Annotated in this window: 10 protein-coding genes; 7 read left to right on the top strand and 3 right to left on the bottom strand. The window is 73.3% G+C overall.

Annotated elements, in window-relative coordinates:
* Nucleotides 1-119: 119 nt before the first annotated feature.
* Nucleotides 120-1,415: an NAD(P)/FAD-dependent oxidoreductase gene (locus tag SMD11_RS18135; protein WP_234366418.1), complete on the bottom strand. Its 1,296-nt coding sequence runs from the start codon at nt 1,413-1,415 to the stop codon at nt 120-122.
* A gap of 450 nt (nt 1,416-1,865) precedes the next feature.
* Here SMD11_RS18135 and SMD11_RS18130 point away from each other — a divergent pair, with 450 nt between their 5' ends.
* Complete coding sequence (locus SMD11_RS18130) at nt 1,866-2,606, top strand: TetR/AcrR family transcriptional regulator (RefSeq protein WP_087927445.1); 741 nt, start codon at nt 1,866-1,868, stop codon at nt 2,604-2,606.
* 417 nt (nt 2,607-3,023) lie between these two features.
* Nucleotides 3,024-5,168, top strand: a complete 2,145-nt coding sequence (locus SMD11_RS18125; protein ID WP_087927444.1) for a sigma-70 family RNA polymerase sigma factor — start codon at nt 3,024-3,026, stop codon at nt 5,166-5,168.
* A gap of 44 nt (nt 5,169-5,212) precedes the next feature.
* On the opposite strand, the gene SMD11_RS18120 is transcribed toward SMD11_RS18125, so the two are convergent.
* Complete coding sequence (locus tag SMD11_RS18120) at nt 5,213-7,438, bottom strand: asparagine synthase-related protein (RefSeq protein ID WP_087927443.1); 2,226 nt, start codon at nt 7,436-7,438, stop codon at nt 5,213-5,215.
* An 823-nt stretch (nt 7,439-8,261) separates the two neighbouring features.
* On the opposite strand from SMD11_RS18120, the gene SMD11_RS18115 reads away from it, so the two are divergent.
* From SMD11_RS18115 to SMD11_RS18095, 5 genes are all read left to right on the top strand, one after another.
* Complete coding sequence (locus SMD11_RS18115) at nt 8,262-9,710, top strand: MFS transporter (protein ID WP_087927442.1); 1,449 nt, start codon at nt 8,262-8,264, stop codon at nt 9,708-9,710.
* A gap of 310 nt (nt 9,711-10,020) precedes the next feature.
* The gene (gene lhgO / locus SMD11_RS18110) at nt 10,021-11,238 is read left to right on the top strand and encodes an L-2-hydroxyglutarate oxidase (protein ID WP_087930585.1); all 1,218 of its coding nucleotides are present in this window, start codon (nt 10,021-10,023) and stop codon (nt 11,236-11,238) included.
* A 158-nt stretch (nt 11,239-11,396) separates the two neighbouring features.
* Nucleotides 11,397-12,191, top strand: coding sequence for a tRNA (guanosine(46)-N7)-methyltransferase TrmB (trmB, locus tag SMD11_RS18105; protein ID WP_234366079.1), 795 nt, complete (start codon nt 11,397-11,399; stop codon nt 12,189-12,191).
* 124 nt (nt 12,192-12,315) lie between these two features.
* Nucleotides 12,316-13,647, top strand: coding sequence for a PrsW family intramembrane metalloprotease (locus SMD11_RS18100; protein ID WP_087927441.1), 1,332 nt, complete (start codon nt 12,316-12,318; stop codon nt 13,645-13,647).
* A 137-nt stretch (nt 13,648-13,784) separates the two neighbouring features.
* A complete protein-coding gene (locus tag SMD11_RS18095) occupies nt 13,785-14,192 on the top strand; it encodes a very short patch repair endonuclease (protein WP_234366417.1) in 408 nt (135 codons plus the stop codon).
* Here SMD11_RS18095 and SMD11_RS18090 read toward each other — a convergent pair.
* Complete coding sequence (locus tag SMD11_RS18090; protein ID WP_087927439.1) at nt 14,109-15,332, bottom strand: DNA cytosine methyltransferase; 1,224 nt, start codon at nt 15,330-15,332, stop codon at nt 14,109-14,111. The two genes, SMD11_RS18095 and SMD11_RS18090, sit on opposite strands and share 84 nt — an antisense overlap.

Raw genomic sequence — 15,332 nt, 5'->3', positions numbered from 1 at the left:
TTCGCAGGGACGAGCCCACCCATGGTCACACGACCAGTGTGGCCGACCGGACTGACATCCGTCAGACGTCGACCCCCGTGGGGGAGTTCCCGGCCCGCTCTCCGGGCCCACGACCTGCGTCAACTCGCTTCCGGATGACGTCCGGTGTCCGCGGCGAGTTCGAATTCGGCGCGCGGGTTCTCCAGCGAGCCGAGGGAGACGATCTCGCGTTTGAAGAGCCCGGTGAGGGTCCACTCGGCGAGCACGCGCGCCTTACGGTTGAAGGTGGGGATCCGGCTGAGGTGGTAGGCGCGGTGCATGAACCAGGCGGGGTAGCCCTTGAGCTTCTTGCCGTAGACGTGCGCGACGCCCTTGTGGAGGCCGAGCGAGGCCACGGAGCCGACGTACTTGTGCCGGTAGTCCTTCAGCGGCCGGTCGCGCAGGGAGGCGAGGACGTTCTCCGCGAGGACCTTGGCCTGGCGCACCGCGTGCTGGGCGTTGGGCGCGCAGTACGTGCCCTCCTCCTCCGCGGTGAGGTCGGGCACCGCCGCCGCGTCGCCGGCCGCCCAGGCGTGTTCGACGCCGTCGACGGTGAGGGCGGCCGTGCACTTGAGGCGGCCGTGCCCGTTGAGCGGCAGGTCGGTCGCGGAGAGGACCGGGTGCGCCTTCACGCCGGCGGTCCAGACGAGGGTGCGGGTCGGGAAGCGGGCGCCGTCGCTGAGCACGGCCACCCGGTCGACGCAGGAGTCCAGCCGGGTGTCGAGGCGGACGTCGATGTTGCGGCCGCGCAGCTCCCGGAGGGCGTAGCGGCCCATGTCCTCGCCGACCTCAGGGAGGATGCGGCCGGAGGCCTCGACGAGGATGAACCGCAGATCGTCGGGTTCGAGGTTGTGGTAGTACCGGGCCGCGTAGCGGGCCATGTCCTCCAGCTCGGCGAGGGCTTCGACGCCGGCGTAGCCGCCGCCGACGAAGACGAAGGTGAGCGCCGCGTCGCGGACGTCCGGGTCCCGGGTGGAGGAGGCGATGTCCATCTGTTCGAGGACGTGGTTGCGGAGCCCGATGGCCTCCTCGACGGTCTTGAAGCCGATGCCGTGCTCGGCGAGGCCGGGGACCGGGAGGGTGCGCGAGATGGAGCCCGGGGCGAGGATCAGCTCGTCGTAGTGGACCTCGATGGCGCCCGTGCTGTCCTCGCGGGTGGCGAGGGTGCTGATGGTGGCGGTGCGTTTGGCGTGCTCGATGGAGGTGACCTCGCCGATGACGACCTGGCACTTGGGGAGGGTGCGGCGCAGGGGGACCACGACGTGGCGGGGGGAGATGGAGCCGGCCGCGGCCTCGGGGAGGAAGGGCTGGTAGGTCATGTACGGCTCGGGGTCGATCACGATGATGTGTGCTTCGCCCCGCTTCGCCTTCCGCTGGAGGCGGAGGGCGGTGTACATCCCGACGTAGCCGCCGCCGACGATCAGAATGCGCGCCGGTTCCTTCACCAAGGCCCCTCCTCGCGATGTCGCCCGGCCCGAGGGGTGTCCGGCCGGGGTGCCGGGTCGCCCCGGCGAGCACAGCTCCCTCCCATGACGCACCCCCGGCGACGGTTTGTCCACAGGCCCGGCGAAATGTATGACCGGTCATGGAGGTGATCCCTCCGCGGCCGGGGTCCTGGGGCGGGAGACAGGCGCGCAGGTCAGGGTGGCTGTGGTGGGGTTGTGAGGTGGTGCAGAATCAGGCCGGAAGGGGCCCGTACTCCAATCGGGGATGGCCTGTGCGGAACTACCTCTTCTTTCTTGACCTGGGCTCAACTATGTTCGTACTCCGTCGGGGTGTCAGAGACGTGCCCCGGCAGTCAGGGCGGGGAGTCTCCGGGGGGAGACGTCATAACCGGGGGAACACATATGCATATTCAGGGCTCTCATTGGTCGACCGCTGTCGCGTCCGCTGACGCAGGTGGTGGCCGGAGCACTCCGCTGCGCGTGGACGCGCAGCGGAATCTCGAGCATGTGCTGCGAGCGGCTCGCGAGGTCTTCGGCGAGCTGGGGTACGGGGCGCCGATGGAGGACGTGGCGCGCCGGGCCCGCGTGGGAGTGGGCACGGTCTACCGCCGCTTCCCCAGCAAGGACGTGCTGGTACGGCGGATAGCCGAGGAGGAGACGGCTCGGCTGACCGAGCAGGCCCGTACGGCGCTGGGCCAGGAGGACGAGCCGTGGTCGGCTCTCTCCCGGTTCCTCCGCACGTCGGTCGCCTCGGGCGCGGGTCGGCTGCTGCCGCCGCAGGTGCTGCGGGTCGGCGTCGACGTGGAGGCCGAGGAGCGGCTGGAGCCGAGGGTGCCGCAGCAGCGGCAGCCGGGCGCCACCGGTGGTCAGCTGCACGAGCTGCGGCTCGTCGAGCAGCGGCCGGCCCCGGTCGACGAGCGGGACGACTCGGGTGCGGCAGCGCTGCTGGAGGTCGTCGGCCGGCTGGTGGACCGGGCGCGGGCGGCGGGTCAGCTGCGCGCGGACGTCACGGTCGCCGATGTGCTGCTGGTGATAGCGACGGCCGCGCCGTCGCTGCCGGACGCGGTGCAGCAGGCGGCGGCGTCCTCGCGACTGCTGGACATCCTGCTGGAAGGCCTTCGGTCGCGGCCGTCGGAGCAGTAGGGCCGGGCGGAGCACGTCCGGGCGGGGCCGCGGGCGATCCGTGAGTGAGCCGCGGTGCGGGCCGTGAGAGCGGCCCGTGCCGCGGGCGCCTCGCTCAGTGTGCCGCGGTGGTGGCGGGCCTCTGGCGACGGGCACCGCCGTCGACAGGGGACTGCCGCCGACCGGGTCCGACGGCGCTCCGGCTTCCGTTCCGTTTCACGAACCGTCAGGCTCGCTTCACGAACCGTCAGGTGGTCTGCGGGAGCAGGTCACGGGGCGCGTTCGGGCAATCCTTCCCCTTTCGGGTGATCTCTAGTACTCCTGGTGCGCCAAGACACCACGGATGAGTGGTTGCGGCTCGCGCTGCCCTCGTGACGGCCGACGCTGTGCCACGCTTCCGGATGTCCAAATGTGCTGGTGTGTACAGGGGCCTCCGCTATGGGTGTTGACGGGCCGGAAGAACCGCGCGGGAGCGATGAGGAAGGTGAGTCACCGCTCCCCCGTCACCTGCCTGTGCACGACGACCTCTCCCTTCCCGCCCCCTTCTCGCCCGACCTGGGCGCGCGCGGCATCGACGCGAGCGTGCCCCGGCAGCGCCAGGGCAGACATCGCGGCGGGGCGGGCACGGGGGCCGGGGAGAGCACCGCAGCGGGGTCGAAGGGTGGATCGGACGGCGCATCGGACAGCGGGTCCGACGGCGCCCCCTCCGGTTTCCTCGCCGAGATCTTCTCCGGGGCGGCCGGGGATTCCGATGCGCCTCCCGGTGCGGGTGCCGAAGCCGACGTACCGCCGTCCGACCTCGAGCTCGTCTCGCGGATGCGGGGCGGCGAGAGCGTGGCGTACGAGGAGCTGTACCGGCGGCACGCCGCGGCGGTCCGCCGGTACGCCCGTAGCTGCTGTCGCGACGACCACACCGCCGAGGACCTGACCAACGAGGTCTTCGCCAGGACCTTGCAGGCGGTGCGGAGCGGCGCGGGACCGGATTCGTCGGTGCGCGCGTATCTGCTCACCACCGTCCGGCGGGTCGCGGCGGCCTGGGGGAAGACCGCCAAGCGGGAGCAGCTGGTCGAGGACTTCGCGGTCTTCGCGGCCTCGGCGGCCGGCGCGTCCACCGCTCCGGACGACGACACCCTCGACCTGGCCGCCGATGTGCTGGCCATGCGGGAGGCCGAACACTCGCTGGCCGTGCGGGCGTTCCGCAGCCTGCCCGAACGCTGGCAGACGGTGCTGTGGCACACCACCGTCGAGGAGGGCTCCCCCAGCGAGGTGGCACCGCTGCTGGGGCTGACCGCCAATGCCACGGCGGTGCTCGCGCACCGGGCCCGCGAGGGTCTGAAGCAGGCGTATCTCCAGGCGCATGTGAGCACCTCGCTGACGGCGGGCGGCAACTGCGCGCGCTACGCGGACCGGCTGGGCGCCTTCGCCCGGGGCGGGCTGCGGGTGCGGGCCGAGCGCGGCCTGCGCAAGCACCTGGAGGACTGCGCGCGCTGCCGCACGGCGGCGCTGGAGGTCGCGGACGTCAACGAGCGGCTGCGTGTGCTGCTGCCGGTGGCGGTCATCGGCTGGTTCGCCGCCGATTTCTCCGTCAAGGCGGTGGCGGGGCTGGCCACGGGTGCGGCGGGCGCCGGTACGGCCGTCGGGGCGGGTGCGGCGGCGGCCGCGAGCGGGACGGCCGGGGGCGCCGGGGCCGCTGGTTCCGGCAGTGCCGGAGGCGCGGGTGCGGGTGGTGGTTCGGGGGGTGCGGCGGCCGGCGAGGGCCTCGGCGCGCCCGCGAAGATCGGCATCGCGGCGGGGGCGGTGGTCGCCGCCGGTGCCGTGGCCGCGTACGCCCTGATCGGGAACTCCCCCGCGCCACCGAAGAAGCCGCAGGCCAAGGCCACCGCGGCGCCGGTCGTGCCCGCGCCGCCCCGGAAGCCGGCACCGACCCCCTCACCGACTCCTCCGCCTCGTCCGACACCCACCCCCAGCCCGAGTCCCACGCCGACGCCGTCCGTGAGCAGCAAGCCGCCGGAGCCGCGTCACGCGGCCGCGCCGAAGCCACGCCCCACGCCGACGCCGTCCGCGCCCCGGCCGCCGGCGCCCAGCCCGAAGCCCACGCCTCCCCGGCCGCCGGTACCCAAGCCGCCCCCGAAGCCCACCCCGCCGCCCGCCGCCACGTACCCCCTCAACGAGATGGACTACGCGGGCGTGGGCGACGGCACCGGCCCCGAGATCCGGCCGGGCGTCAGCAGCTGGCTCTGGCAGCGGTACGGGCTGCGGATCGGCGGCGTGACGTACCGCGACGGCGTGAGCGTGAACGCCATGTCCTCCGTGACCGTCGATCTCAACCGCTCCTGCACGTCCTACGACGCCCTGGTGGGCGTCGACGACATGACGTTCGGATTCGGCTCGGCCCGGTTCTCCGTCTACGGCGACGAGACACGGCTGTGGCGTTCGGAGGTCGTGCGAGGCGGCGAGGCGGCGGTTCCCGTGCATGTACCGCTGGCGGGACAGCGGACGATCCGGCTGGTCGTCGAGCCGGGCTCCGCCTGGGGCACGATGACGGTGGCGGACTGGGCGGCGGCCCGGTTCAGCTGCGGCTGAGGCCACCGGCCCCGGCTTTCCCGGTCTTCACCGGCCCTCGGACGTCACCGCCCCGTCCCCGGTCCCACCCCGCCCGCCACCGCGCGCTGCCGTGGGGCCGCCGCGCCCGTCCAGCAGGTGCCGCGCCGTGCGAGCAGCCGCCGCAGCCACACCTCCGTGGAGACCAGTTCCGCCAGGCCGTCCAGGGGCAGGGCCCGGCCGTCCGCGGCCGCGTTCAGGGCGGCTCGTACGACTCTGGCGTCGACGAGGCCCGCGTCGGCCAGCAGCGGGGCGTCGAAGAGCTCCAGCAGGGGCTTCACGGAGGCTCTGAGGCCCGCGCGCACGGCCGCGGCGTGGGCGGCGTGCGAGGTGGCGCCCCAGCCGGGCGGCAGTTCACGGACCCCGGCCCCGGCGAGGACCGCGCGCAGGACGGACGCGCGCGCCCCCGGCTGCACCCGGAGCGCCTCGGGGAGCGCGCGGCAGGCCCGTACGACCTGGTTGTCGAGGAAGGGGGCGTGCAGGCGCTGGCTGCGGACCTCGGCGGCCTGTTCGAAGACCCGGTGGTCGGCCGCATGCCGGGCGAGCGCGGCGGCGGCGCGGCGCTCGCCGGGGCGCTGGAGGAGCCCTGAGGGCCGTACGGCGGCGGCATGGAGGCGAACCGATACTTCGGCCAGTGCCTCACCGGTGAGCCAGCGCGCCGCCGGACCCGGCCGGCACCAGGTCAGGGCGGCGAGCGAGGCGTCGACGGCGCCGCCCGGAACCACCGCACCCGGGGGCGGGCCGACGCCGAGGCCGGCGCCCGGGACGGCGGGCCCGTGCGGATCCGGCGGCTCGTCCGCGACGGCCGGGAAGCCGGGTGCCAGCAGTTGGCCCGCCACCGTCTCCAGTCCTTCCCGGTAGGACGTACGGGCCAGCCGGCGCGCCGCGCGGTAGACGGTGAAGGGCACGAAGAGGGACTGCGCCGAGGGGCCCTCGGCGCGGGCCAGGGCCGAGACGGGCCGCAGCAGGTGGCGTCTGCGGCGGTCCAGCAGCAGGTCGGCGAGGCGCGCCGGGTGGGCGTCGAGCACCTGGCGCGCCCCGTGGCCCACGAGGTGGTCGGCGCTGCCCGCGGCCAGCCGTCTGCGGTGGCGTTCGGCGGTGACGAGGGAGGGGCCGGGCTCGTCGGTCAGCGGCCCGCTCGCGAGGTCGGCGTACGGGAGGGCCTCTTCGCCGGCCGCGACGACGACGTGGTGCAGGCGGGGGTTCGCGGCCATGGCGCGGGCCCGTTCGAGCTCGTCCTCCCGCGCGCGGCCGCCGTCGGCCGCCAGGTCGTTGAAGGTGACGGCGAGGAGGCGTTCGCCGGCGCCGCTGCCGTGGCCGAGCGGGGTGCCGGGCAGGCCCGGCAGACCGGCCGCGAGCAGCGCCAGGGTGGCGGAGGCACTGCCTCCGGAGAGGTCGGCGCCGATGCCGGGGGCGGGTACGGCGGCGCCGCGCGCCGCGCGCCGCTGGGCGGGGCCCATGCCGGGGACGGGACCGGGGTCGAGGCCGTCGAAGCCCGGCGGTTCCGGGGCGTGGCGGGGGGCGGCGAGCCGGGTGCGGACGGCCTCGACGAGGGCGTCCCGTATGCCTTCGACGGCCTGTTCGGGGGCGAGCTGGGGGCCCGCGACGGCGAGCGAGGCGGTGGGCTCGTACCCGGTGATGTCGCGGGCGCCGTCGCGCAGCACCAGCGCGTGGCCGGGCGGTACGCGCCGTACGCCCAGGTAGGGCGTGCCGTCGCTCAGGGCCTCCGGGGAGTCGGGGCAGGCGAGCAGGGCGGCGAGGTGGCCGACGTCGAGCTGTGCCTCGATGAGGTCGGCGAGGGGCAGGGCCGCCGTGGCGTACGCGGTGCCGCCCGCCCATGCCGTGTGGAAGACGGGGCGGGCGCCGGCGAGGTCGCCCGCGACCGTGATGCGCCGGCCCACCTGGGCGACCGCGGTGTAGCCGCCGGGCCAGGCGGTGAGGTGGCGGAGCGCGCCGCCGCGCGCCGCGATCAGCCCGACCCGCAGTTCCTCGTCGCCGGCGCCGCAGCGGCCTAGGACGGCGAGGCGGGTGAAGGGGTCGGCCTGGACGACGCGGACCTCGTCGGGGCGCCAGTCGCCGACGGCCCACAGGGGTGCCGGGTCGCCCCAGAGGAGCTGGGCGCCGACGGGGTGGACGGTGGGCCCGTCGAGGCCGGCCGGGGTGCCGAAGCGGTCCGGGCCGTCGCCGTAAGGGGGCGCGGCTCGGGGTCCGGCCCCTGAGGCGGTGCTGCTCCACCCCACCAACCAGCGCATCGCCGCCTCCACAGGCTGTGGACAACCAACAGGTGCAGTCATCATGCACAGTGGACCGTCATTTGCGACGGCGAAAGCGGCGACAGTTCTGTTTCCTTTTCTCCTCAACCCGCCTGATAGCGGGGCGAGGTGGCGCCCTGGCGCCGCCACCACGAGCGCTTCCACCCGGCTCGCCGGGGCGAACAACGGCCGTCCGTAAGGCCGTTGCGGAGCACCGCACCGACCGCCGGACCGGTCACGCCCACTGCACGGGACATGCTGTCACGAGCGGGGCCTTGGGTGCCCGAGGTGTGCGGGCGCGTCGCGGCACCGGCGGGCGGATGGCCGGCCGGTGGTGCTGCCGGGTGGACGGCCGGTCGGGCGGAAGGGCGCCATCCAGGCTTGCCCTGCGGCGAGTTCAGGCCAAACTCGGCGGCGACGGACAGCCGGGGGCGCACTCGCGGGACGCTTCTTTCCGCCTCGCCCGAAGTGTGGCGGTACGGGCCCGGCACGCGAAGGTCCGGGAGGCGGCAGACCGCCTCCCGGACCACTCCGCCGCCCGCGGGGAATGAGGCGGCGGCTCCCCCAGCCCACTGGATCCAGTACAGCGGGCCAACCCACGCGCCTTCCATGGAACCGCGGTTCCTATGGCGTGGACAGAGCGCACGATGGGCGCACAGCCACACACAACCGGAGCACGTGCCCCTCCGTGCACGTCCGCACGGACCAGAATCTCGCCATCCGGGACAACACCTCTTAACGGTCGGGATCCGGGGAACTACGCTGGGTTTACGAATGCCCCGCGCCTATGCCGGGCGGGCGTCGCCGTTGTCGAGGGGTGCGCATGTCCAGGGAGCCACGCGGGCCGAACGAGAAGCTCGGCACCGTCCTCGTCCTCGCCGGGATCAGCAACGCCGGTCTCGCGCGCAGGGTCAACGACCTCGGTGCGCAGCGGGGATTGACGCTTCGCTACGACAAGACGTCGGTGGCCCGCTGGGTCTCCAAGGGCATGGTGCCCCAGGGCGCGGCCCCCCATCTGATCGCCGCCGCCATCGCGAGCAAGCTCGGCCGGCCGGTGCCGCTGCACGAGATCGGCCTCGCGGACGCGGATCCGGCGCCCGAGGTGGGGCTCGCCTTCCCGCGCGATGTCGGCCAGGCGGTGCGGTCCGCCACGGAGTTGTACAGGCTGGATCTCGCCGGTCGCCGCGGGGGCGGGGGCATCTGGCAGAGCCTGGCCGGATCCTTCTCCGTCAGCGCCTACGCGACGCCCGCCTCGCGCTGGCTGATAACCCCGGCCGACAGCTCGGTCGCCCGCGAGGCCCATCAGGTGGCCAAGGAGGCCGAGGTCGGCGGTGGTTCGGAGGGCGGGGCTCCGCAGCGGGTGGGCCACAGCGACGTGACGAAGCTGCGGGAGGCGGCGGAGGACGCCCGGCGGTGGGACTCCAAGTACGGGGGCGGTGACTGGCGTTCGTCGATGGTTCCCGAGTGCCTGCGGGTCGACGCGGCGCCGCTGCTCCTCGGCTCGTACAGCGACGAGGTGGGCCGGGCGCTGTTCGGCGCCACCGCGGAGCTGACCCGGCTCGCCGGCTGGATGGCCTTCGACACCGGTCAGCAGGAGGCGGCCCAGCGCTATTACATCCAGGCGCTGCGGCTGGCCCGCGCGGCGGCCGACGTGCCGCTGGGCGGCTATGTGCTGGCCTCGATGAGCCTCCAGGCCACCTACCGCGGCTTCGCCGACGAGGGCGTCGACCTGGCGCAGGCCGCCCTGGAGCGCAACCGCGGCCTGGCGACGGCCCGCACGATGAGCTTCTTCCGCCTGGTCGAGGCGCGGGCCCAGGCCAAGGCGGGCGACGCGCCTGCTTGCGGTACGGCGCTGAAGGCGGCCGAGGGGTGGCTGGAGCGGGCGCGGGCCGGTGACCCGGACCCGTCCTGGCTGGACTTCTACAGCCAGGAGCGGTTCGCGGCCGACGCCGCCGAGTGCTACCGCGACCTGCGCATGCCGCGGCAGGTGCAGCGCTTCACCGAGCAGGCGCTGGCCCGGCCGACGGAGGAGTTCGTCCGCTCGCACGGGCTGCGGCTGGTGGTGTCGGCGGTCGCCGAGCTGGAGTCGGGCAATCTGGACGCGGCGTGCGCGGCCGGGACGCGGGCGGTGGAGGTCGCGGGGCGGATCTCGTCGGCGCGCACGACGGAGTACGTCCGGGATCTGCTGCACAGGCTGGAGCCGTACGGGGACGAGCCGCGTGTGGTGGAGCTGCGGGAGCGGGCGCGGCCGCTGCTGGTGTCTTTGGGGTGAGGGGGGCGGGTCCCCTGTTCCCTGCCCCCTGTTCCCGGTCCGCTGTCCGCTGTCCGCTGGGTGGCGGACCCGCCTCTACCCGCGGAACGCCCCCTTCCTCTTTCTTCCGTCTCCGCCCTCCCCTCCTTCCGCAGCCGTCTCCGCCTCCCCCGGCTCCGCCCCCTGTGTGATCCTTTCGGCTGGATCCCGGGCCTGACCTGGGTTTCGAGCCGTTGTCAGTGGCGCAGGTCATCATGGGGACGGTGGGTGAGGCGCCGAGGGCGCCGGGTGCCGGTCGCGGATGTCCGGCCGGCGCGGGGAGGTGACGGTGGTGAGGGCGTACGACTGCGACGTACTGGTGGTCGGGGGCGGGATCGTGGGCCTCTCGACGGCGTACGCGATCACGCGCGCCGCTCCGGGTACGCGCGTCGTCGTCCTGGAGAAGGAGGCCGGCCCCGCGCGGCACCAGACCGGCCGCAACAGCGGAGTGATCCACAGCGGGATCTACTACCGCCCGGGATCGTTCAAGGCGCGGTTCGCGGTGCGGGGCGCGGCGGAGATGGTGAAGTTCTGCGCCGAGCACGGCCTGCCGCACGAGGTCACCGGCAAGCTGATCGTCGCCACGGACCACGCGGAGCTGCCCCGCCTGCACTCCCTGGCCCAGCGCGGCCGGGAGAACGGCATCCCGGTGCGGGAGCTGGGTCCCGCCCAGATAGCGGAGCACGAGCCGCACGTCCGCGGGCTGGGCGCGATCCATGTGGGCACGACGGGGGTGTGCGACTTCGGCGCGGTGGCCGGCCGGCTGGCCCGCCTCGCGCAGGACGCGGGGGCGTCGGTGCGGTACGGCGCGGAGGTGCGGGTGATCAGCCGGCGGGAGTCGGGGGTCGCGGTGCGCACGGCCGCGGGCGAGGTGCTGCGCGCCCGGGTCCTGGTCAATTGCGCGGGGCTGTACAGCGACGCCGTGGCGCGGCTGGCGGGGGACGACCCCGGCATGCGGATCATTCCGTTCCGGGGGGAGTACTTCGCACTGGACCCGTCCCGCGCGGAGCTGGTGCGCGGTCTGGTCTACCCGGTGCCGGACCCGGCGTTCCCCTTCCTGGGCGTCCACCTCACCCGGGGTGTCGACGGCACGGTCCACCTGGGGCCGAACGCGGTCCCGGCGCTCGCCCGGGAGGGGTACACCCGCGGGACGGTACGCCCCGGCGAGCTGGCGGGGGCGCTGGGCTGGCCGGGCGCCTGGCGGATGGCCGGGCGGCACTGGCGGTACGGCGCCGGTGAGGTGCGGCGGTCGCTGTCGAAGGCCGCCTTCACGGAGGCGGTGCGGCGGCTGCTGCCGGAGGTCTCGGCGGACGACCTGATACCGGCGCCCGCCGGGGTGCGGGCGCAGGCGGTGCTGCGGGACGGCACGCTGGTGGACGACTTCCTGTTCGCCGAGTCCCCGCGCGTGGTCCATGTGCTGAACGCCCCGTCCCCGGCGGCGACGGCCTCGCTGCCGATCGGGCGGGAGGTCGCGCGGAGGGCGCTGGCGGGGCTGGCGGCGCTGGGCTGAGGGGGCGGCGGGGTCCGGGCGCGGCGGGTTCGGGTACCGCGGGCTCGGGCAGGGCTCCGTGGGTCCGGGCAGGGCTCCGCGGGTCCGGGCCTCTAGTGAGCGCGGTCACGCGTGAGCCCGGTCCGGGGCGCCGGCACGCCCGTAGAATTGGGAGCACTGTGCCCGAGAACAATGCCCCCACCCCAGACAGCAGCGTCCCGGCGTCCGACGCCCGCAGGCGTGAGCCGATGTTCCCCGACGGACCGGCCCCGGATCCGGCGGGTTCGCACCACGAGCGCCGCATCCGTTCGTTCCAGCCGCGCCGCAGCCGCGTGACCACCGGCCAGGGCGAGGCCCTGCGCCGCCTGTGGCCGAAGTGGGGCCTGGACATCGACGGCCTGAGCCGCCTGGATCTCGGGGAGCTGTTCGGCGACCCGAAGCTGCCCGTCGTGCTGGAGATCGGCTTCGGCATGGGCGAGGCGACGGCGCAGATGGCCGCCGCCGACCCGGGCACGGGCATCCTGGCCTGTGACGTGCACACCCCGGGCCAGGGCAATCTGCTCGGCCTCGCCGAGCGGAACGGCCTGGCGAACGTCCGGGTCGCCAACGGCGACGCGATCATCCTGCTCCGCGAGATGCTCGCCCCGGACTCCCTCGCGGGCATCCGGGTCTACTTCCCGGACCCGTGGCCGAAGAAGCGGCACCACAAGCGCCGGCTGATCCAGCCGGAGTTCCTCGCGCTGGCGGCGACGCGCCTGGCGCCGGGCGGGCTGCTGCACTGCGCGACGGACTGGGAGCCGTACGCCGAGCAGATGCTGGAGGTGCTCTCGGCGGCACCGGACTTCGAGAACACCCAGCCCGACGGCGGCTTCGCACCGCGCCCGGACTTCCGTCCGCTGACGCGGTTCGAGGGACAGGGGCTGGACAAGGGGCACGTGGTGCACGACGTGATGTTCACGCGCAGGGAGCGCTAGGCGGGACGCCGGTAGGACGGGCCCGTGCCGTGGGGGAACCCCGGCGGGGGCCCGTGGTGGGACGGATGTCTCACGGGCGGAAAACCGCCCACTCCCCGACAGGGCCCTTCGTTAGGGTCATCGGGTGCATGAGTCCCCGCCCCACCACCAGCCGATCGCCGGGCCGGCGCCCGCCCACGGACAGCAGCCGAGCTTCCCCGCACTGCCCGCGCCGGCGGGCTGGCGCTACAAGCCGCGCCGGGCCCTGTGGGACAACAAGGCGGTGCGCGCGGGCGGGCTGATCCTGCTGCTCGCGCTCTGCGGTCTGGTCATCCTCGCGCTGGTGCGGGAGCAGACGGGCACCGAGGGCTTCCTGGTGGGCCTGGGGCTGGCGGTGCTGCCCGTACCGCTGCTGGTGGCGGCGTTCCGCTGGATGGACCGGGTCGAGCCCAAGCCCTGGCGGAATCTGATCTTCGCGTTCGCGTGGGGCGCGTGCGCGGCCACCCTGCTGGCGATCCTGGCGAACGGTTACGCCACGAAGTGGCTGCTGAACACGGTCGACGCCACCCAGCGGGCGGACGCCAACACGTGGGGCGCGACGTTCGTCGCGCCGGTGGTGGAGGAGAGCGCCAAGGCCGCGGCGGTGCTGCTGCTGTTCCTGTACCGGCGCCGGGACTTCAACGGGATCGTCGACGGAGTGGTGATCGCCGGGATCACGGCGACGGGCTTCGCCTTCACGGAGAACATCCTCTACCTGGGCAACGCGTTCGCGAACGACCAGAGTTTCGGCTACTCGGGGCTGCGCTCGACGACGGCGGCGACCTTCTTCATCCGCGTCCTGCTGTCCCCCTTCGCGCACCCGCTCTTCACCTCGATGACGGGCCTGGGCTTCGGCATCGCCGCGACCCTCGCCCCGCACCGGCGCGTACGCCGCTTCCTGATCCCGCTGGCGGCCCTGCTCACGGCGATGGTCCTGCACGGGGTGTGGAACGGCTCGGCGAGCCTGCCCGCGGTCGGCTTCCTGGCGGTCTACAGCCTGTTCATGGTCCCGGTCTTCGGCGCGCTGACCTGGCTGACGATCTGGTCCCGCCAGAACGAGCTGCGCACCGTACGGGCCCACCTCCCCGCCTACCAGGCGGCCGGCTGGCTCACTCCGCCCGAACCGATCGCCCTGTCCTCGATGCGCGCCCGAGGCATGGCCCGCGACCTGGCCCGCCGCACCGGCGGCCCCCAGGCAGCCCGCGCCGTGGCCGAGTACATCTCCTTCGCGACGTCCCTGGCCTTCCTCCGCCAACGCGCCCACAACGGCACGGCGGGCCCGGACTTCACGGCCCGCGAGCAGGAACTCCTGCACCACCTCTGGCAGCGGAAGCACTTGGCGCAGCCGGCGCTGGCGCATGCGGCGGGTGCGGTGCCGCGGCCGTTTGTGCCCCCGCCAGCGTGGGGCTGGGCCCAGGGCCCTGGGCAGTATCGCTAGCGGATTCCTAGATCGCGCTGGTGGCCTACCGGACCGCCAGCGTCCAGGTCGGCACTACCCTCTGAACCGTGCCCGAAGACACCGAGTGGACGCCCCCGGAAGGCTCCTGGGCCTCATCAGCGGCCAGGCGCCGCAACATGCAGGCGATCCGCAACAAGGACACCAAGCCCGAGCAGCTGATCCGCCGCCTCGTGCATGCCCAGGGCCTCCGCTACCGCCTTCATGCGCGCCCCTTGCCGGACCTCCGCCGGACGGCAGATCTCGTCTTCCGCCCGGCGAAGGTCGCTGTCTTCATCGACGGCTGCTACTGGCACGGCTGCCCGGAGCACTACCTAGCACCCCGGGTTAACGCCGGCTACTGGTCCGACAAGGTCGCCCGCAACATGGCGCGCGACCGGGACACGGACGAGCGCCTTATCGCGGCGGGGTGGCTCGTGCTCCGCTTCTGGGAGCACGAATCCTCAGACGACTGCAGTCTGAAGATCGCCGACGTGGTCCGCCGACGCCGGGCTGAGCTCGGCCTCTTGCCGGGCGGCGGGGACTAGATCCTCCTGGTTGCCCTCAGGGCGAAGGACAGCGGCGATGGCCCTTCCTACCGCTTCGGCAACCGGCGGCGGGAAGGCATTGCCCACCTGGCGGTACCGGGCCGTCTTCCCGCCTTCAAAGTGCCAGTGCCGCGGGAATCCCTGGATGATGGCGGCCTGCTCAACCGTGAGCATCGGACCGTTCTTCCTGAAGAGGTCCCGGTCAGGATCACACCTATCAGGGTCGTTGGCTACGCCCATGCCATCGATACCCAGCTCAGCCCACGCAGCCTTTGCCCGGCTAGGTCCAAGATCAGCCCCACCATGCTTCTTGGATCCACCAACGAGAGTCGGCGCCACACCACGCCCCTTGGCATGATCCCGCCACTTTTCGAGCGCGGCCTGCCCTCTGGCTCCGTAGGGCTGGCATCGCTCGCTCATGGTTTGGTCAAGAGCTTCCGCCACGGTGAAGACGCTGTCATCGCCTACCGGCCACTCGAACTTCGCATCAACAGTGAACTTTTTGTCGATCATGACGAGGATGGCTCGAGGCCTGAGCTGCGGAACCCCGTAACGGCAGGCTTCAATCAGCTCCCAGCCGCAGAAGTCGTAGCCGTACCCTTTCAGCTCTGCGACGATCTCGTCGCGGTAGCCCTGGAACTTCTTCTCCAGGATCCCCTTAACGTTCTCGATCATCACCGCCTTCGGGCGGAGCAGATTCACCAGCTGCCGCATCCTGGGGAACAGGTCACGCTCGTCTTCTGCCCCCAGTTGCCGACCAGCGACAGAGAACGGCGGGCAGGGCACTCCACCAGCAAGGAGGTCCAGCTCTCCGGGCTTCAGCGCGAACTTCGCGAGTTGCTGGTGAGCGAAGGGATCGACGTCGATGACGTCACCCTCGACGACCTCACAGCCTGCCCATTCGGGGTGATCACGCACGTTCGTGCGCAGCGTCTTGCACGCGAACTTGTCGATCTCCAGAAGAGCCAGATGACGGAAGCCGGCGTTGTGCAGGCCAACAGCCTGTCCGCCAGCACCAGCGCAGATCTCGATCGAGGTCAACGGCTGGCGTTCTTCGGTGCCGGCGGTCACGGCGGGTTCCTCCTGGTGCGACGAAAGCAGTTGCTCAAGTTTCGCAGAGAGAGCGATGAGCAACAGCAT

This window comes from Streptomyces albireticuli (genome assembly GCF_002192455.1).
GTDB lineage: Bacteria > Actinomycetota > Actinomycetes > Streptomycetales > Streptomycetaceae > Streptomyces > Streptomyces albireticuli_B.
Note: the sequence above shows the minus strand (reverse complement) of the source record. Positions and strands in the feature narration are given on the sequence as shown.

Excerpts from the sequence above, each read along its gene's own strand:
- SMD11_RS18135 (WP_234366418.1), bottom strand. The coding sequence starts at position 1,415 with ATGTACACCGCCCTCCGCCTCCAGCGGAAGGCGAAGCGGGGCGAAGCA.
- SMD11_RS18125 (WP_087927444.1), top strand. The coding sequence starts at position 3,024 with ATGGGTGTTGACGGGCCGGAAGAACCGCGCGGGAGCGATGAGGAAGGT.
- SMD11_RS18120 (WP_087927443.1), bottom strand. The coding sequence starts at position 7,438 with ATGCGCTGGTTGGTGGGGTGGAGCAGCACCGCCTCAGGGGCCGGACCC.
- SMD11_RS18090 (WP_087927439.1), bottom strand. The coding sequence starts at position 15,332 with ATGCTGTTGCTCATCGCTCTCTCTGCGAAACTTGAGCAACTGCTTTCG.
- SMD11_RS18130 (WP_087927445.1), top strand. The coding sequence starts at position 1,866 with ATGCATATTCAGGGCTCTCATTGGTCGACCGCTGTCGCGTCCGCTGAC.
- SMD11_RS18095 (WP_234366417.1), top strand. The coding sequence starts at position 13,785 with ATGCAGGCGATCCGCAACAAGGACACCAAGCCCGAGCAGCTGATCCGC.
- SMD11_RS18115 (WP_087927442.1), top strand. The coding sequence starts at position 8,262 with ATGTCCAGGGAGCCACGCGGGCCGAACGAGAAGCTCGGCACCGTCCTC.